Source organism: Streptomyces sp. NPDC033136 (assembly GCF_055578235.1).
The window spans coordinates 95,949-110,521 of the sequence record NZ_JBVIPD010000010.1; the positions used below are offsets into that span (position 1 = coordinate 95,949).

Annotated in this window: 14 protein-coding genes and 2 pseudogenes; 4 read left to right on the forward strand and 12 right to left on the reverse strand. The window is 71.5% G+C overall.

The features are described from left to right. Both ACZ5TL_RS20300 and ACZ5TL_RS20305 read left to right on the forward strand, forming a co-directional pair. Complete coding sequence (locus ACZ5TL_RS20300) at window positions 1-1,713, forward strand: sodium/solute symporter (protein ID WP_468591378.1); 1,713 nt, start codon at window positions 1-3, stop codon at window positions 1,711-1,713. After that, window positions 1,710-2,924, forward strand: coding sequence for a sensor histidine kinase (locus tag ACZ5TL_RS20305; RefSeq protein ID WP_468591380.1), 1,215 nt, complete (start codon window positions 1,710-1,712; stop codon window positions 2,922-2,924). The genes ACZ5TL_RS20300 and ACZ5TL_RS20305 overlap by 4 nt, the downstream gene beginning before the upstream one ends. Before the next feature lie 4 nt (window positions 2,925-2,928). Here the strand turns inward: ACZ5TL_RS20305 and ACZ5TL_RS20310 are convergent, their stop codons facing one another. The 5 genes from ACZ5TL_RS20310 to ACZ5TL_RS20330 all read right to left on the reverse strand — a co-directional run bounded on the left by ACZ5TL_RS20310 (window position 2,929) and on the right by ACZ5TL_RS20330 (window position 7,546). Beyond that, complete coding sequence (locus ACZ5TL_RS20310) at window positions 2,929-3,108, reverse strand: hypothetical protein (protein WP_468591381.1); 180 nt, start codon at window positions 3,106-3,108, stop codon at window positions 2,929-2,931. A gap of 80 nt (window positions 3,109-3,188) precedes the next feature. Beyond that, window positions 3,189-4,139 carry a cytochrome c oxidase assembly protein gene (locus ACZ5TL_RS20315; RefSeq protein WP_468591382.1) on the reverse strand — a complete coding sequence of 317 codons (951 nt, stop codon included), beginning with the start codon at window positions 4,137-4,139 and terminating at the stop codon, window positions 3,189-3,191. Between the two features lie 189 nt (window positions 4,140-4,328). Continuing rightward, window positions 4,329-5,354, reverse strand: a complete 1,026-nt coding sequence (locus ACZ5TL_RS20320; protein ID WP_468591383.1) for a 6-phosphofructokinase — start codon at window positions 5,352-5,354, stop codon at window positions 4,329-4,331. Window positions 5,355-5,555: 201 nt separating this feature from the next. Next, a complete protein-coding gene (locus ACZ5TL_RS20325; protein WP_468591384.1) occupies window positions 5,556-6,284 on the reverse strand; it encodes a type 1 glutamine amidotransferase in 729 nt (242 codons plus the stop codon). Between the two features lie 23 nt (window positions 6,285-6,307). Next, window positions 6,308-7,546, reverse strand: a complete 1,239-nt coding sequence (locus tag ACZ5TL_RS20330; RefSeq protein WP_468591386.1) for a DUF1727 domain-containing protein — start codon at window positions 7,544-7,546, stop codon at window positions 6,308-6,310. Window positions 7,547-7,703: 157 nt separating this feature from the next. Here ACZ5TL_RS20330 and def point away from each other — a divergent pair, with 157 nt between their 5' ends. After that, a complete protein-coding gene (gene def / locus ACZ5TL_RS20335) occupies window positions 7,704-8,249 on the forward strand; it encodes a peptide deformylase (protein WP_468591387.1) in 546 nt (181 codons plus the stop codon). Window positions 8,250-8,340: 91 nt separating this feature from the next. On the opposite strand, the gene ACZ5TL_RS20340 is transcribed toward def, so the two are convergent. Continuing rightward, entirely contained in the window at window positions 8,341-8,985 is a 645-nt protein-coding gene (locus tag ACZ5TL_RS20340; protein WP_468591388.1) for a TetR/AcrR family transcriptional regulator, read from the reverse strand. 173 nt (window positions 8,986-9,158) lie between these two features. Here ACZ5TL_RS20340 and ACZ5TL_RS20345 point away from each other — a divergent pair, with 173 nt between their 5' ends. Beyond that, window positions 9,159-10,385: an acyl-CoA dehydrogenase family protein gene (locus ACZ5TL_RS20345; protein ID WP_468591572.1), complete on the forward strand. Its 1,227-nt coding sequence runs from the start codon at window positions 9,159-9,161 to the stop codon at window positions 10,383-10,385. Here ACZ5TL_RS20345 and ACZ5TL_RS20350 read toward each other — a convergent pair. The 6 genes and pseudogenes from ACZ5TL_RS20350 to ACZ5TL_RS20375 all read right to left on the reverse strand — a co-directional run. After that, window positions 10,385-10,611: pseudogene (locus ACZ5TL_RS20350) on the reverse strand (cupin domain-containing protein); the annotation flags it as partial. The gene ACZ5TL_RS20345 and the pseudogene ACZ5TL_RS20350 sit on opposite strands and share 1 nt — an antisense overlap. Continuing rightward, a pseudogene (locus ACZ5TL_RS20355) lies at window positions 10,592-10,705 on the reverse strand (type III polyketide synthase); the annotation flags it as partial. The pseudogenes ACZ5TL_RS20350 and ACZ5TL_RS20355, both read right to left, overlap by 20 nt. Before the next feature lie 130 nt (window positions 10,706-10,835). Further along, the gene (locus ACZ5TL_RS20360) at window positions 10,836-11,072 is read right to left on the reverse strand and encodes a DUF6213 family protein (protein WP_468591389.1); all 237 of its coding nucleotides are present in this window, start codon (window positions 11,070-11,072) and stop codon (window positions 10,836-10,838) included. A gap of 25 nt (window positions 11,073-11,097) precedes the next feature. Further along, window positions 11,098-12,483: an NADP-dependent succinic semialdehyde dehydrogenase gene (locus tag ACZ5TL_RS20365; protein WP_468591390.1), complete on the reverse strand. Its 1,386-nt coding sequence runs from the start codon at window positions 12,481-12,483 to the stop codon at window positions 11,098-11,100. Between the two features lie 76 nt (window positions 12,484-12,559). Further along, window positions 12,560-13,018 carry an NUDIX hydrolase gene (locus ACZ5TL_RS20370; RefSeq protein WP_468591392.1) on the reverse strand — a complete coding sequence of 153 codons (459 nt, stop codon included), beginning with the start codon at window positions 13,016-13,018 and terminating at the stop codon, window positions 12,560-12,562. Then, the gene (locus ACZ5TL_RS20375; RefSeq protein WP_468591393.1) at window positions 13,015-14,553 is read right to left on the reverse strand and encodes an ATP-dependent DNA ligase; all 1,539 of its coding nucleotides are present in this window, start codon (window positions 14,551-14,553) and stop codon (window positions 13,015-13,017) included. The genes ACZ5TL_RS20370 and ACZ5TL_RS20375 overlap by 4 nt, the downstream gene beginning before the upstream one ends. Between the last annotated feature and the right edge of the window lie 20 nt (window positions 14,554-14,573).

The following is a 14,573-nucleotide window of genomic DNA, read 5'->3' on the forward strand; positions in this document are numbered from 1 at the left end:
ATGAACTCCGGCTACGCCGTCCCCGCCGTCGCCCTGGTCGTCGTCGCGACGGTCCTGGTCGGCGCCTTCGGCCTGCGCATCTCCCGCACGACCTCCGACTTCTACGTCGCCTCCCGCACCGTCGGACCACGCCTCAACGCCGCCGCCATCAGCGGAGAGTACCTCTCCGCCGCCTCCTTCCTGGGCATAGCGGGCCTCGTCCTGGTCCAGGGCCCCGACATGCTCTGGTACCCGGTCGGCTACACCGCCGGCTACCTGGTCCTGCTCCTCTTCGTCGCGGCCCCGCTGCGCCGCTCCGGCGCCTACACGCTCCCCGACTTCGCCGAGGCCCGCCTCGCCTCCCCGGCCGTACGGCGGCTGGCCGGAGCCTTCGTCGTCGGCGTCGGCTGGCTCTACCTGCTGCCGCAGCTCCAGGGCGCCGGACTGACGCTGACAGTGCTGACCGGGGCTCCCGACTGGCTCGGCGGCGTGATCGTCGCCGTCGTCGTGACCGCCATCGTCGCCGCCGGCGGCATGCGCAGCATCACCTTCGTCCAGGCGTTCCAGTACTGGCTCAAGCTCACCGCGCTGCTCGTCCCCGCTCTCTTCCTGGTCCTCGCCTGGCAGAGCGACGGCGCCCCCCGCCACGCCTTCGACGAACCGGCCACCTTCCGCGAGCAGCGCGCCGTCCACGTCGACGACAGCATCGACCTGAGGCTGGAGCGCCCCCTGACCGTCACGGTCACCGGTACCGTCGACGGCCGCACGCACACCGGTGCCCGCCTGGAACTCCCGGCCGGCACCCACCACATCGAGCGCGGCACCCGCCTCACCTTCGCCCGGGGCGCCCCCGTCCCCAAGGCCGAGCGCAGCGGCGGCGGCGACCTGTCGCCCTCCCAGGCCGAGAGCCGCGAGGAACGCCCGTTGTACGCCACGTACGGGCTGATCCTGGCCACGTTCCTCGGCACCATGGGCCTGCCGCACGTCGTGGTCCGCTTCTACACCAGCCCGCACGGTGTCGCCGCCCGCCGCACCACCGTCGCGGTCCTCTGCCTGATCGGCGCCTTCTACCTCCTGCCCCCCGTCTACGGCGCCCTCGGCCGCCTCTACGCCCCCGAGCTCACCCTCACCGGCGATCCGGACGCCGCCGTCCTCCTGCTGCCCGACCGCATCATCGGGGGAGTGGGCGGCGATCTGCTGGGCGCGCTGGTGGCGGGCGGCGCCTTCGCCGCGTTCCTGTCCACGGCCTCGGGACTCACCATGGCCGTCGCGGGCGTGCTCACCCAGGACGTCCTGCCCGCGCGCGGCGTCCGGCACTTCCGGCTCGGGACCGTCCTCGCGATGGCCGTGCCCCTCGCGGCGAGCGTCATGGTCGGCGGGCTCCCGGTGGCCGACGCCGTCGGGCTCGCCTTCGCCGTGTCGGCGTCCTCGTTCTGCCCGCTGCTCGTCCTCGGCATCTGGTGGCGGCGGCTGACCCCGCCCGGCGCGGCCGCCGGGATGCTGGTCGGCGGCGGCTCGGCCCTGCTCGCCGTCGCCGCGACCATGGCGGGCTACCCGGGACGGGGCACCCTGCACGCCCTGCTCGCGTGGCCCGCCCTGTGGTCGGTGCCGCTGGGCTTCCTCACCATGATCCTGGTCTCCCTGGCCACCCCTGGCCGGGTACCGCCGGGCACGGCCGCCGTCCTGGCCCGGTTCCACCTGCCCGAGGAACTGCGCACGGAGGTGACGGCATGAGCGGGTTCCTGGCCGGCCTGTGCGTCGCCGTGCTCCCGGTGCTGGCGCTGGGTGTCTGGCTCGGCCGGCGCACGGCTCGTCCCCAGAGCCTCGGCGGCCTGGGTACGCCCGTCGAGCACGCCACCTTCGAGACCCTGCACACCGCGTCCCTCGCCGCACCTCCGCTCCGGGCCGGGCTGACCGAGGAGACCGCCCGCAAGTCCGCCCGCAAACTGCGCTCCCTGCTCGGCACGGACGCCCTCTGCCTCACCGACCGCGAACAGGTCCTGGTCTGGGACGGCGACGGCGCACACCACCGCACCGAGATCATGGAACGCCTCGCGGGCCCCCTGGAGACCGGCCGCGGCGAGGCCTTCCAGCTGACCTGCGGCAGCCTCGACTGCTCGGTGCGCTGGGCGGTCGTCGCCCCGCTCACCGTCGACGACCGCGTGCACGGCGCCCTCGTCGCCTGCGCCCCCCGCGAGTCCGCCGTCCTCGTCCGGGCCGCCGGCGAGGTCGCCCGCTGGGTCTCGGTCCAGCTGGAACTGGCGGACCTCGACCAGTCCCGCACCCGCCTGATCGAGGCCGAGATCAAGGCGCTGCGGGCCCAGATCTCCCCGCACTTCATCTTCAACTCGCTCGCGGTGATCGCCTCGTTCGTCCGCACCGACCCCGAGCGGGCCCGCGAGCTGCTCCTCGAGTTCGCCGACTTCACCCGCTACTCGTTCCGCCGGCACGGCGACTTCACCACTCTCGCCGACGAGCTGCACGCCATCGACCACTACCTCGCGCTGGTGCGGGCACGCTTCGGCGACCGCCTCTCCGTGACCCTCCAGATAGCGCCGGAGGTGCTGCCCGTCACCCTGCCCTTCCTGTGCCTCCAGCCCCTCGTCGAGAACGCCGTCAAGCACGGCCTGGAGGGCAAGGCGGTGTCCTCGGGCAAGTGCCACATCCAGATCACCGCCCAGGACGCGGGCGCCGAGGCGCTCGTCGTCATCGAGGACGACGGCGCCGGCATGGACCCCGACCTGCTGCGCCGCATCCTCGCCCGCGAGGTCAGCCCCTCGGGCGGCATCGGCCTCTCCAACGTCGACGACCGGCTCCGCCAGGTCTACGGCGACGGCCACGGCCTCGTCATCGAGACGGCCACGGGCGCGGGCATGAAGATCACCGTCCGGCTCCCGAAGTACCAGCCGGGCGTGCACTCGGCGGGCCGGCTGACCCGGGAGTGAGCCCTCAGGTGCTGCGCGTGGTGACCACCATCCCCAGGGTGATCAGGCCCAGGACGACCCAGCCGAACCACAGCCAGCCATTGCTCCCGAGGGCCACCGTGTAGGCCGTCACGGCGACGAGTCCGCCGACAGTGAGCGCTCCCATGGTTTTCGTGCCGTTGGAACCGTTAGTGGAACCGGGCATCGCAACACCCTCCTCGTGGTCCGGTCCCTCCATGGTGCCTGCCGGATGCCCGGCGCGCATGGGCCTTTCGCGAGCCGTCTTCAGCGTCCCTGCGCGTTCAGCGAGGCCAGATAGGCGTTGTACGCCTCGAGTTCCTTGTCCCCGTCCCGTTCGGCGGCCCGGTCCGTGCGCCTGGCCTGCCGCTGCTCCGAGGCGTACCACTGGAACAGCAGTGCGACCAGCACCAGCACGGAGGGGATCTCGCTGAACGCCCAGGCGATGCCGCCCGCCGCGTTCTGGTCGGAGAGCGCCTCGATGCCGAGCGAGGCGGGCGGGTTCTCGAACGTCTCGACCATGGGCTGGGTGGCCATCATCAGCGCGATCCCGAAGAACGCGTGGAACGGCATGCCCGCGAACAGCTCCAGCATCCGCATCAGATAGCCCGGCCGGTGCGGGCCCGGGTCCACGCCCATGATCGGCCAGAAGAACACCAGGCCCACGGCGAGGAAGTGCACCATCATCGCGATGTGCCCCGCTCCGGAGCCCATCAGCGTGTCGAAGATCGGCGTGAAGTACAGCCCGTAGAGGCTGGCGATGAACAGCGGGATCGTGAACGCCGGGTGCGTGACGATCCGCATGTACCGGCTGTGCAGGAACATCAGCAGCAGCTCACGCGGCCCCTTGCGCCCCCGCCCCGCGGGGGGCAGCGCTCGCAGGGCCAGGGTAATGGGGGCCCCGAGCAGGATCAGGATGGGCGAGACCATGCTGATGACCATGTGCTGCACCATGTGCACGCTGAACATGACCATGCCGTAGTCGTTCAGCCGCGTGCACATCATGAGCATGATGCTCAGCACGCCCAGGGCGTAGGCGACGGTCCGGCCCACGGGCCACTTGTCCCCGCGCCGCACGAGCCGTACGACACCCCACCCGTACAGTGCGAGCCCGGCCAGGCAGGCGATGAGGAAGAACGGGTCCGCCGACCACTCCAGCCCTCGCCCCAGCGTGAACGGCGGCAGATCCATCGTCATGCCGTGCCCGCTGTGATCCATTCCGCCGGCTCCTGTTTCGTGGGGGTGTGCAGCATTCTGTCCGCGCACAAGAGTAGAACCGCCCCCGGTCATCGCTACGACCGGGGGCGGTTCATCGCCCTTCAGGGGCGTTGGGCTGTGCTCACGATGGGGCAGCCGCGTGGGCGCGACAAGCCGCACACGACCCGCGCTCGGCACCCGGGCATGGCCTCAGAGCACGCATTCCGCCTCGTCGTACCGGTCCTCCGGCACCGTCTTCAGCGTCTTCACGGCCTCGGCCAGCGGCACCATCACGATGTCGGTGCCCCGCAGCGCGGTCATCTGCCCGAACTCACCCCGGTGTACCGCCTCCACCGCGTGCCAGCCGAACCGCGTGGCCAGCACCCGGTCGTAGGCGGTCGGGGTCCCGCCGCGCTGTACATGCCCGAGGATCACCGGCCTGGCCTCCTTGCCGAGCCGCCCCTCCAGCTCGACCGACAGCTGACGGGCGATCCCGGCGAACCGTTCGTGTCCGTAGATGTCCTTGTCGCCCTCGTCGAACTCCATGGTCCCGGCCCGGGGTTTGGCCCCCTCCGCGGCCACCACGATCGCGAAGCGCTTGCCCGCCTCGAACCGCTCGCCGACCCGCCTGGTCAGCTCCTCTATGTCGAAGGGCCGCTCGGGTACGACGATGGCGTGCGCGCCGGCCGCCATGCCCGAGTGCAGCGCGATCCAGCCGGTGTGCCGGCCCATGACCTCGACCACCAGGACCCGCTGATGGGACTCGGCGGTGGTCTTCAGCCGGTCCAGGGCCTCGGTCGCCACGCCCACGGCCGTGTCGAAGCCGAAGGTGACGTCCGTGACCGCGATGTCGTTGTCGATGGTCTTCGGCACACCCACGACGGGCAGACCGCTGTCCGACATCAGCCGGGCGGCCTTGAGCGTGCCCTCGCCGCCGATGGGGATGATCGCGTCGAGGCCGAGTTCCTCGACATGGCCCCTGGCCCGCTCCACGCCGTCCCGCAGATGGGAGGGCTGGACCCGGGAGGACCCGAGGATCGTGCCGCCGCGGGCGAGGATGCCACCCACCGCGTCGAGGTCGAGCTTGAGGTAGTCGCACTCCAGGAGGCCCTTCCAGCCGTCCCGGAAGCCGATGACCTCGTCGCCGTGGTCGACGACGGCGCGGTGCACGACGGACCGGATGACGGCGTTCAGGCCGGGGCAGTCGCCGCCGGACGTGAGGACACCAATGCGCATAGCCCGAAAACCTTCTCCACGTGGGCCGGGACCGGACCGCGTTGTCCGGCTCGAATCCCCGCCACCCTAGCGGCTTCGAGGGGCCGGACCGAAGCACGCGTCCGCCTGCTGGACGACCCCGCTCACCTGTGCGGATGTGCCGTCATACGGGCTGTTGACCAGCAGGTTGACGCGCGCCCCGGGTCACCTGGGACGCGCTGTTCAGGCAGGCTGCTGAGCAGCCGCGATGCGCTCGTCGCGCAGTGCCTCGTACCAGCGGTCGTCGGTCGGCGGCAGCGCGTTGACGTCGAGGGCCAGCTTCAGCAGCAGATCCGCGATCAGCGGGTTGCGCGCGAGCACCGGCCCGTGCATGTACGTGCCGAAGACGGTGTCGTTGTACGCGCCCTCCGTGCCGTCGCCCGTGCCGTTGCCGTTGCCGAAGCGCACCTGGGCGAGCGGGCGGGCGGTGGGGCCGAGGTGGGTGACACCCTGGTGGTTCTCGAAGCCGGTCAGCGGGGGCAGGCCGAGGCGCGGGTCGATGTCGCCCAGGACGTCACCGACGCACCGCGCGCCGTCGCCGCGCACCGACACCACGTCCAGCAGCCCGAGGCCGGGCTCGCGCTGGCCGAGGTCGTTGATGAACTCGTGGCCGAGGATCTGGTAGCCGGCGCACACGGAGAACACGATGGCGCCGTTCTCCACGGCCCGGCTCAGTCCGGTGTCCCGGCGCAGCCGCTCGGCGGCGAGCCGCTGCGGACGGTCCTCGCCGCCGCCGATCAGGTAGATGTCACCGGAGGTCGGGATCGGCTGGTCGCTGCGCACGTCCAGCCGGGCCACGTCCAGGCCGCGCTGCCGCGCCCGGCGCTCCACGACGAGGACGTTGCCCTGGTCGCCGTAGGTGCTGAGCAGGTCGGGATAGATCCAGACGACCCGCAGTTGGTTGTCGCTCACAAAAGTCCCCTGACGTCTCGTGCTCAGTTGCCGACGCGGCGGCGCAGGTCCTGGAACGCCGTGTAGTTGGCGATGACCTCGATGCGGCCCGGCGGGCACGCCTGCACGGCCTGGTCGAGGTTCTCGTAGACCTGGAAGTGCTGGTCGGCGACCTCCAGGCGCACCGCCAGGTCCAGCCGCCGGTCGCCGACGACGCAGATCGGGTGGCCGGTCAGACGCGTGTAGTCGACGTCCCACAGCCAGGAGGTGTCGGTGCCGTCGGCGGAGCGCGCGTTCACGGAGAGGATGACCGGCGCGGGCGGCGGGTCGATCAGGGAGAACGTCTCCAGCCAGCCGGCCGGGTTCTTCGCCAGCAGGAGCCGGAGGTCGCGGCCCTGGAACTGGACGACGTCGTACCGCCCGGCTACCGCCTGCACCTGGTACATGCGCTCCAGCGCGACCTGCGGCGGCACCCCGAAGACGGCGGCGACGGCGGCCGAGGAGGCGGCGTTGGCCTTGTTGGCGCGGCCGGGCAGCTGGAGGTGGATCGGCCAGGCCGAGCCGTGCGGGTCGAGGACGTGGTCGCCGGAGAGCGCCCAGCTCGGCGTCGGACGGCGGAAGCCGCACTCGCCGCAGAACCAGTCGTCGCCCGGGCGCTGCATCACGCCGCCGCAGGACGGGCAGGACCAGGCGTCGTCCTTCCACATCTGCCCGGCGGCGACCCAGATCACGTTGGGGGAGGAGGACGCCGCCCAGACCACCAGCGGGTCGTCGCAGTTGGCCACGACCACGGCCTTGGAACCGGCGAGTCCCTCACGCCAGTTCTCGGCGAGCATGCGGGTCTCGGCGGCACGGTCGAGCTGGTCACGGGAGAGGTTGAGCAGCGCGATGCACTTCGGGGCTGTGTCGCGGGCGACACCGGCGAGGTACTTCTCGTCGACCTCGATGACGCCGTAGCGCGCGTCCGAGTTGCCCGCGAGCGCCGAGGTGATGCCGGCCGGCATGTTGGCGCCGAGCGCGTTGGAGACGACCGGCCCCGCCGCGCGCAGGGCCTCGGCGATGAGCCGGGTGGTCGTGGTCTTGCCGTTCGTCGCCGAGACCAGGATCACGTCCAGGTTCTGCGCCAGCCGGGCGAGGAGGTCGGGGTCGAGTTTGAGTGCCACCCGGCCGCCGATCACCGAACCGCTGCCGCGTCCTGCGGCGCGCGATGCCGCCGCGACCGCCTTGCCCGCGGTCACGGCCAGCTTGGCCCGCGGCGAGAGCGGGTCCGAGTTGCCTGCCATCAGTTCTCGATCCTCCTTGCGTACGCGCCGCGCTCTGAAGCCTGACGGCCACGTGGTGGGACCTCAGCCTATCGAGATCCCTTCGCACTCCCGAACCGCGGGACTGTGGCGAACTCGTGTGGGAGGCGCGGACCGACAGGACCTTACTCTTGCCGCCATGCGACACAGCTCCATCCCCGGCTCCCGCGGCCGCGTGAGACCCCTCACTCTGCACGGCGATCCGCTCCTGCACGCACCCTGCGCCGAGGTCACCGACTTCGGCCCCGAACTGGCCCGGCTCGTCGAGGACTTGTTCGCGACCATGTACGCCGCACAGGGCGTGGGCCTGGCCGCCAACCAGATCGGCGAGTCCCTGCGGGTCTTCGTCTACGACTGCCCCGACGACGAGGACGTCCGGCACGTGGGGCACGTGGTCAACCCGCGCCTGGTCGAGGCGGACGGAGTGGTGATCCGCGGCCCGGAGGGCTGCCTGTCCCTCCCGGGCCTGGAGGCGGGCACGGAACGCCACGACCACGCGGTCGTCGAGGGCTTCACGGTGACCGGCGACCCGGTCACCGTGCACGGCACGGGCTTCTTCGCCCGCTGCCTCCAGCACGAGTGCGACCACGTTCAGGGCCGCATCTACGCGGACCACCTCACCGGCTGGCGCCACCGCAGGCTGATGCGCCAGGTGAGCCGGGCTTCCTGGCACCGAGTGAGGTGAGGGACCTCGGGGGTGCGGGGCTGCGTTCGGCATGCGGCTCCGCCGCGTGTGCGCGACCCGCCCCCACCGGCCGGCAGACGGAACACCACCCTCAGAACCCGGGGCCGCCGACCCTGTCCCCGGCGGCAGCCAGCCGCCCCCACAGCAGGTCGGCAAGACTGCGTACCAACTCGCTCCGAGAACACGGCCGTTCTCCCAGCCACCAGTCCCCGGCGGCATGCATCATGCCGACGATCCCATGCCCCCACACCCGCGCCAGCCGCTGCCCGCCCGGCCCGAGATCCAGCCGCTCCTCGATGACCTGGGCCAGTTCCTCACCCATCCGCCGCAGCAACGGCGCACTGTGCTTGCCGACATCGAAGCCCTGATCCCCCGGCTGGCTCCCCTCCGCCGGGTGCATCAGGAACCGGTACACCTGGGGCCGCGCCTCGATCGCCGCGAGGTAGGTGTCCAGCGTCGCCTCGACCCGCTCCCGCCGGTCCGCCGGCGCGTCCAGCGCCGCGCGCAGCGAGTCCAGCAGCGCGTCGGTGTGCCGTTTGGCGAGGGCCGCGTAGAGTCCACCCTTGTCTCCGAAGTGCCGGTAGAGGATCGGCTTGGTGATGCCGGCCTCCGCCGCGATCGCGTTCATCGAGGCCTGCGGGCCGTCGCGCAGCACCACTCGGTCGGCGGCCTCGAGCAGCTCACGCCGCCGGCGGTCGGCGGACCGTTGCTGATCGGTCCGCTGCGTGGTGTCCATGTGCTCTCCCCACCCGTGCTGTTTCGATGACGCTTGCGCAAACTAACACTGAAACATGCCATGGACACCGAGAGGGTGCCGACCGGTCGGTAGGAGTTGACGCGGACTACCCACCGGTAACAGACTGGTGTTACTGCAAGTAACATGCATGTGTGCCGCTGGAGGGGACCGACATGGCCGAGTTCACCATGGAGCTCAACGACGAGCAGAAGGAGGTCCGCGACTGGCTCCACGGCTTCGCCGCCGATGTGATCCGCCCCGCGGCCGCCGAATGGGACGAGCGTGAGGAGACCCCCTGGCCGGTCATTCAGGAGGCCGCCAAGGTCGGCATCTACTCCCTGGACTTCTACGCCCAGCAGTACTTCGACCCCACCGGCCTCGGCATCCCGATGGCCATGGAGGAGCTGTTCTGGGGCGACGCCGGCATCGCCCTGTCCATCGTCGGCACCGGCCTGGCCGCCGTCGGCGTCCTCGCCAACGGCACCGAGGAGCAGATCGGCACCTGGATCCCGCAGATGTACGGCGACGCCAGCGACGTCAAGGTGGCCGCCTTCTGCTCCTCCGAGCCCGACGCCGGCTCCGACGTGGCCTCCATGCGCACGCGCGCCGTCTACGACGAGGCCAAGGACGAGTGGATCATCAACGGCACCAAGACCTGGGCGACCAACGGCGGTATCGCCAACGTCCACGTGGTGGTCGCGGTCGTCGACGCCGACCTCGGCTCCAAGGGCCACGCCTCCTTCATCATCCCGTCGGGCACCGAGGGCCTGTCCCAGGGCCAGAAGTTCAAGAAGCACGGCATCCGCGCCTCGCACACCGCCGAGGTCATCCTCGACAACGTGCGCGTTCCCGGCTCCTGCCTGCTCGGCGGCAAGGAGAAGCTGGACGAGCGGCTCGCCCGCGCACGGGAGAAGGCCAAGCAGGGCGGGGAGCGCGTGAAGAACGCGGCGATGGCCACGTTCGAGGCCTCACGCCCGGCCGTCGGCGCCATGGCGGTGGGCACCGCCCGGGCCGCGTACGAGGTCGCCCTCGACTACGCCAGGACCCGGGAGCAGTTCGGGCGGCCGATCATCGACAACCAGGGCGTGGCGTTCCAGCTCGCCGACATGCGCACGTCCATCGACGCGGCCCGGCTCCTGGTCTGGCGCGCCTCCTGGATGGCGGTCAACGGCAAGCCGTTCACGGCGGCCGAGGGCTCGATGTCCAAGCTGTTCGCCAGCGAGACGGCCAAGCAGGTCACGGCCCAGGCCGTCCAGATCCTCGGCGGCAACGGCTACACCCGGGAGTACCCGGTCGAGCGGATGCACCGCGACGCGGCCATCTACACCATCTTCGAGGGCACGAGCGAGATCCAGCGCCTGGTCATCGCCCGCACCCTCGCCGGTGTGCCCATCCGCTGACGGTGCCTGAGTGGCGTCAGCCGCTCGATGTCGTACCGCGCGCGGAGTTCCCCGATCGCCTCGTGATCCGGCGGCGGGCTCGGAAGAGCATCTTCGCGGGCTCGTCCGTCGGATCGGCGAACGTGCGCGGGCACCCGGGAGGTACGACGATCACCGTCCCCGGTGTCGCCCGCACCACCCGGTTGCCGGACGTGGATTCCCACCTTGGGTTGCGCGATGGGTCGCGTGCGCACACCGGTGTTCTCGATCAGCCGGAGGGCCGACGGCAGTTGGGGGTGGTCGGCGTGGCGCTCACGCGCCGGCTCCAGCGTCTCCTCCATCGTGACGACCTACCAAGCGATGTTCTGGTCCGCTCCGGGGAATCCGCCCGCTCAGGGGGGCGGGGCTGTGCTTGGTGTGCAGCTTCGACGCGTGGGCGCGACAAGCCCCGCATATCCGCACGCGCGCAGCTCAGGTGGCCCCCCCGCTGCTGTGCGCGATACAGGCCACATCGATACGGTCGGCCAGTTTCGCCAGCTCGATCGTCAACGTGGCGACCGTGTCCTCGTCGAGCCCCGACTCCCCGGCCTCGACGAGCCGCACCCAGCGCCCCCCCACCGTCCGCAACAGCTTGCTGACATCCGCCGCAGCCACCTGCAAGGTCCCGCGGTCGTCGACGATCAGAGGCAGAGTCACTTCGCGGTTCACAGACGGGATCGTAGCCCCGCAACACTCACGCACCATGCCAAACAGTGGTGATGTTGCAGAACTCGCGGATTCCGTGCCCGGACAGCTCACGGCCGTACCCGGACCGCTTCACCCCGCCGAACGGGAACGCCGGATGGGACGCCGTCATGCCGTTGAAGAACACCCCGCCGGCCTCCAGATCCCGCACAAACCGGTCGACCTCGGCCTCGTCCCGCGTCCACACGTTCGAACTCAGCCCGAACGGCGAGTCGTTCGCGATCAGCACGGCCTCGTCCAGGTCGGCTGCCCGGTACAGCGTGGCGACCGGTCCGAACGCCTCCTCCCGGTGGATCCGCATCTCGCGGGTGATGCCGGCGAGGATGGTCGGCGCGTAGTACCAGCCCGGCCCGTCCGGCCGTTCGCCACCGCACAGCACCTCCGCTCCGCCGCGCACCGCGTCGTCGACCAGTTCCTCCACATCGCGCAGCCCCTGCTCGCTGGAGAGCGGCCCGACCTCGGTGTCGTCGGACATGGGGTCGCCGACCTTCAGCGCCCTCATGCCCTCGGCGAAGCGCTCGGCGAAGGCGTCGTAGACGTCCGTGTGCACGATGAACCGCTTCGCGGCGATGCAGGACTGCCCGGTGTTCTGCACGCGCGCGGTGACCGCGACCTTCGCGGCCCGGTCGAGGTCGGCGGAGGGCATCACGACGAACGGGTCGCTGCCGCCCAGCTCCAGCACCGTCTTCTTGATCATCTCTGCGGCGGTGGAGGCGACCGCGCGGCCCGCGGGCTCGCTGCCGGTGAGGGTGGCCGCCTTGACGCGCTCGTCGCGCAGGATCTCGTCGACCGCCGCGGAGCCGATCAGCAGGGTCTGGAAGCAGCCCTCGGTGAAGCCCGCCCGGTGGAAGAGGTCCTCCAGGTAGAGGGCGGTCTGCGGGACGTTCGAGGCGTGCTTGAGCAGGCCCACGTTCCCCGCCATCAGCGCGGGCGCGGCGAAGCGGATCACCTGCCACAGCGGGAAGTTCCACGGCATGACCGCCAGCACCGGGCCGAGCGGCCGGTAGCGCACGCGTACCCGCGAGGCGCCGGAATCCTTGACGTCGGCGTCGGCGGGTTCCTCGTCGGCGAGCAGTTCCTCGGCGTGGTCGGCGTACCAGCGCATCGCCTTGGCGCACTTCGCCGCCTCGGCCCGGGCCTGCTGGATCGGCTTGCCCATCTCGGTGGTCAGCACGCGGGCGATGTCCTGCTGGTCCTCTTCGAGGAGGTCGGCGGCCCGGTTCAGCAGCCGGGCGCGCTCGTCGAAGGACGAGGTCCGGTAGGTGCGGAACGTGGCCTCCGCGAGCTGGAGCCGGCGCTCGATCTCCTCCTCGCCCATGGCCTCGTACGTCTTGAGCGTCTCGCCGTTCGCCGGGTTCACCGTTGCGATGGGCATGGCTGACCTCCCTCGGAGCGGGCTGTGTCTCGACCTTCCCGCGCGGCGGAGGGGACCGCAACGCGGGAGCGTCTCCTCAGGGCGAGTGCTCCGCCAGGCGGTCGAGAAACGCGGCCTGCGCCTTGACGATCACCGCACGGGCCCGGTCGATGCCGAACCACGCCACCCGGTCCACCTCGGGAAACTCCGCGAGCCGTCCCGACCGCGGGGGCCACTCCATCCGGAACGTGCCGGGCACGATCGTCGCCGGGTCGAGGTCCGCCTCGATCGCCCAGGCGGTGACGATCTTGCCGCCTGTCTGCCGGACCTCGCCCAGGGCGATGGCCTCGCCGTCGGGCGGGGGCAGTCCCAGTTCCTCCTGGAACTCGCGTCTGGCGGCCGCCCAGGCGGACTCGCCGGGCTCGTACTCGCCCTTGGGCACGGTCCACGCTCCGGTGTCGCGCCGGGCGAAGAACGGGCCGCCCATGTGGCCGAGCAGCACGTCGAGCCCGTCGGCGGTGGGGTGGAAGAGCAGCAGGCCCGCACTGCGCTTCACGGCTGTACCTCCGGATGGGCGGCCAGCAGCGTCTCGACCGTGTCGGCGTCCTCCGCGCGCTTGTCCTCGCGGTAGCGGATCACGCGGGCGAAGCGGAGGGTGACGCCGGCCGGGTAGCGGGTGGAGTGCTGCAGGCCGTCGTAGGCGATCTCGACCACGAGTTCCGGGCGGACGGTCACGACGTGGCCGTTGTCGTCGACGGCGAGCTGCCGGAGCCGTTCGGTCTGCCAGGTGAGCATCGCGTCGGTCATGCCCTTGAAGGTCTTGCCGAGCATGGCGAGGTCGCCGTCGGGGGTGCGGGCGCCGAGGTGGAGGTTGGAGAGCTTGCCGGTGCGGCGTCCGTGGCCCCATTCGGCGGCCAGGACCACCAGGTCGAGGGTGTGCACCGGCTTGATCTTGAGCCAGGACGCGCCGCGCCGGCCCGCGCTGTAGGGGGCGCCGAGGGCCTTGGTGACGACGCCCTCGTGGCCGCGCTTCAGGGTCTCGGCGAGGAACTCCTCCGCCGTGGGCGTGTCGTCCGGCCCGGACACCAGCGTGCGCCGCACCCGCATCGGCTCGGGGACGAGGCGTGCCAGTTCGGCGTGCCGCTCGGTGAACGGCAGGTCGAGGAGGTCGTGGCCGTCGACGGACAGCGCGTCGAAGAAGACGGGGGAGACCGGGACCGTGCGGGCGGCCGTCGCCACGTCCGTGCGGGAGCCGACACGTCCGGCGGTCTCCTGGAACGAGCGGGGGCGCCCGTCCTCGTCGAAGGAGATCACCTCGCCGTCCAGGATGAACCGCTCGCCCCGCAACTCCAGGGCGGCGGCCGTCACTTCGGGCAGGCGGTCGGTGATGTCGTCGAGGGTGCGGGTGTACAGGCGTACGGTGTCGCCGTCGCGGTGCACCTGGACGCGGATGCCGTCCAGCTTCTCCTCGACCGCGCAGGCGCCGAGCTTGTCCACGGCCTCGGCGACCGAGGAGGCGCTGTGGGCCAGCATCGGCAGGACCGGGCGGCCGATGGTGAGACGGAAGCGGTCGAGGGAGGCGGGGCCGTCCGCGAGCAGGGCCTCGGCGACCGCCTGGAGGGAACCCGCGAGCATCACGGCCCGACGTACCTCGGCGGAGGGTGCCCCGGTCGCCTGGGCCAGTCCCTCGACGGCCACGGCGTCCAGTGCGCCCTGCCGGACCTCGCCGGTGAGCAGCCCGAGCAGGAACCGCTGCTCGGCCTCGGTGGCCGCGCCCATCAACTCCCCGACCAGCCGGGCGCGTTCGGCCTGGGAGCCGGGTCCGGACACCTTGGCGAGTTCCGACAGCCGGGCGTCGACGTCCCGCACGGTCAGGCCGGGCTCCGCTGCCGGGTCGACCGGGCGGCTCAGCACTTTCCAGCCCACGCCGATCCGGCCCTGCGGCAGCCGCCCGGCCAGATAGGGGATGACGATCGGCACGTCGTCCGCCTCGGCGTCCCGGAAGAGCTCCGCGAGCAGAGCCGTCTTCCGGGACCGAGCCGAGGTGGCGGCGACCTCCTGGGACACTCGGGCCAGCCGGTGCAGCAGCATGCAGTCATGGTGCACCGGAG

Coding starts and splice junctions, on each gene's coding strand:
- ACZ5TL_RS20300 (WP_468591378.1), top strand. CDS start 1: ATGAACTCCGGCTACGCCGTCCCCGCCGTCGCCCTGGTCGTCGTCGCG.
- ACZ5TL_RS20305 (WP_468591380.1), top strand. CDS start 1,710: ATGAGCGGGTTCCTGGCCGGCCTGTGCGTCGCCGTGCTCCCGGTGCTG.
- ACZ5TL_RS20310 (WP_468591381.1), bottom strand. CDS start 3,108: ATGCCCGGTTCCACTAACGGTTCCAACGGCACGAAAACCATGGGAGCG.
- ACZ5TL_RS20315 (WP_468591382.1), bottom strand. CDS start 4,139: ATGGATCACAGCGGGCACGGCATGACGATGGATCTGCCGCCGTTCACG.
- ACZ5TL_RS20320 (WP_468591383.1), bottom strand. CDS start 5,354: ATGCGCATTGGTGTCCTCACGTCCGGCGGCGACTGCCCCGGCCTGAAC.
- ACZ5TL_RS20330 (WP_468591386.1), bottom strand. CDS start 7,546: ATGGCAGGCAACTCGGACCCGCTCTCGCCGCGGGCCAAGCTGGCCGTG.
- def (WP_468591387.1), top strand. CDS start 7,704: ATGCGACACAGCTCCATCCCCGGCTCCCGCGGCCGCGTGAGACCCCTC.
- ACZ5TL_RS20340 (WP_468591388.1), bottom strand. CDS start 8,985: ATGGACACCACGCAGCGGACCGATCAGCAACGGTCCGCCGACCGCCGG.
- ACZ5TL_RS20345 (WP_468591572.1), top strand. CDS start 9,159: ATGGCCGAGTTCACCATGGAGCTCAACGACGAGCAGAAGGAGGTCCGC.
- ACZ5TL_RS20365 (WP_468591390.1), bottom strand. CDS start 12,483: ATGCCCATCGCAACGGTGAACCCGGCGAACGGCGAGACGCTCAAGACG.
- ACZ5TL_RS20375 (WP_468591393.1), bottom strand. CDS start 14,553: ATGCTGCTGCACCGGCTGGCCCGAGTGTCCCAGGAGGTCGCCGCCACC.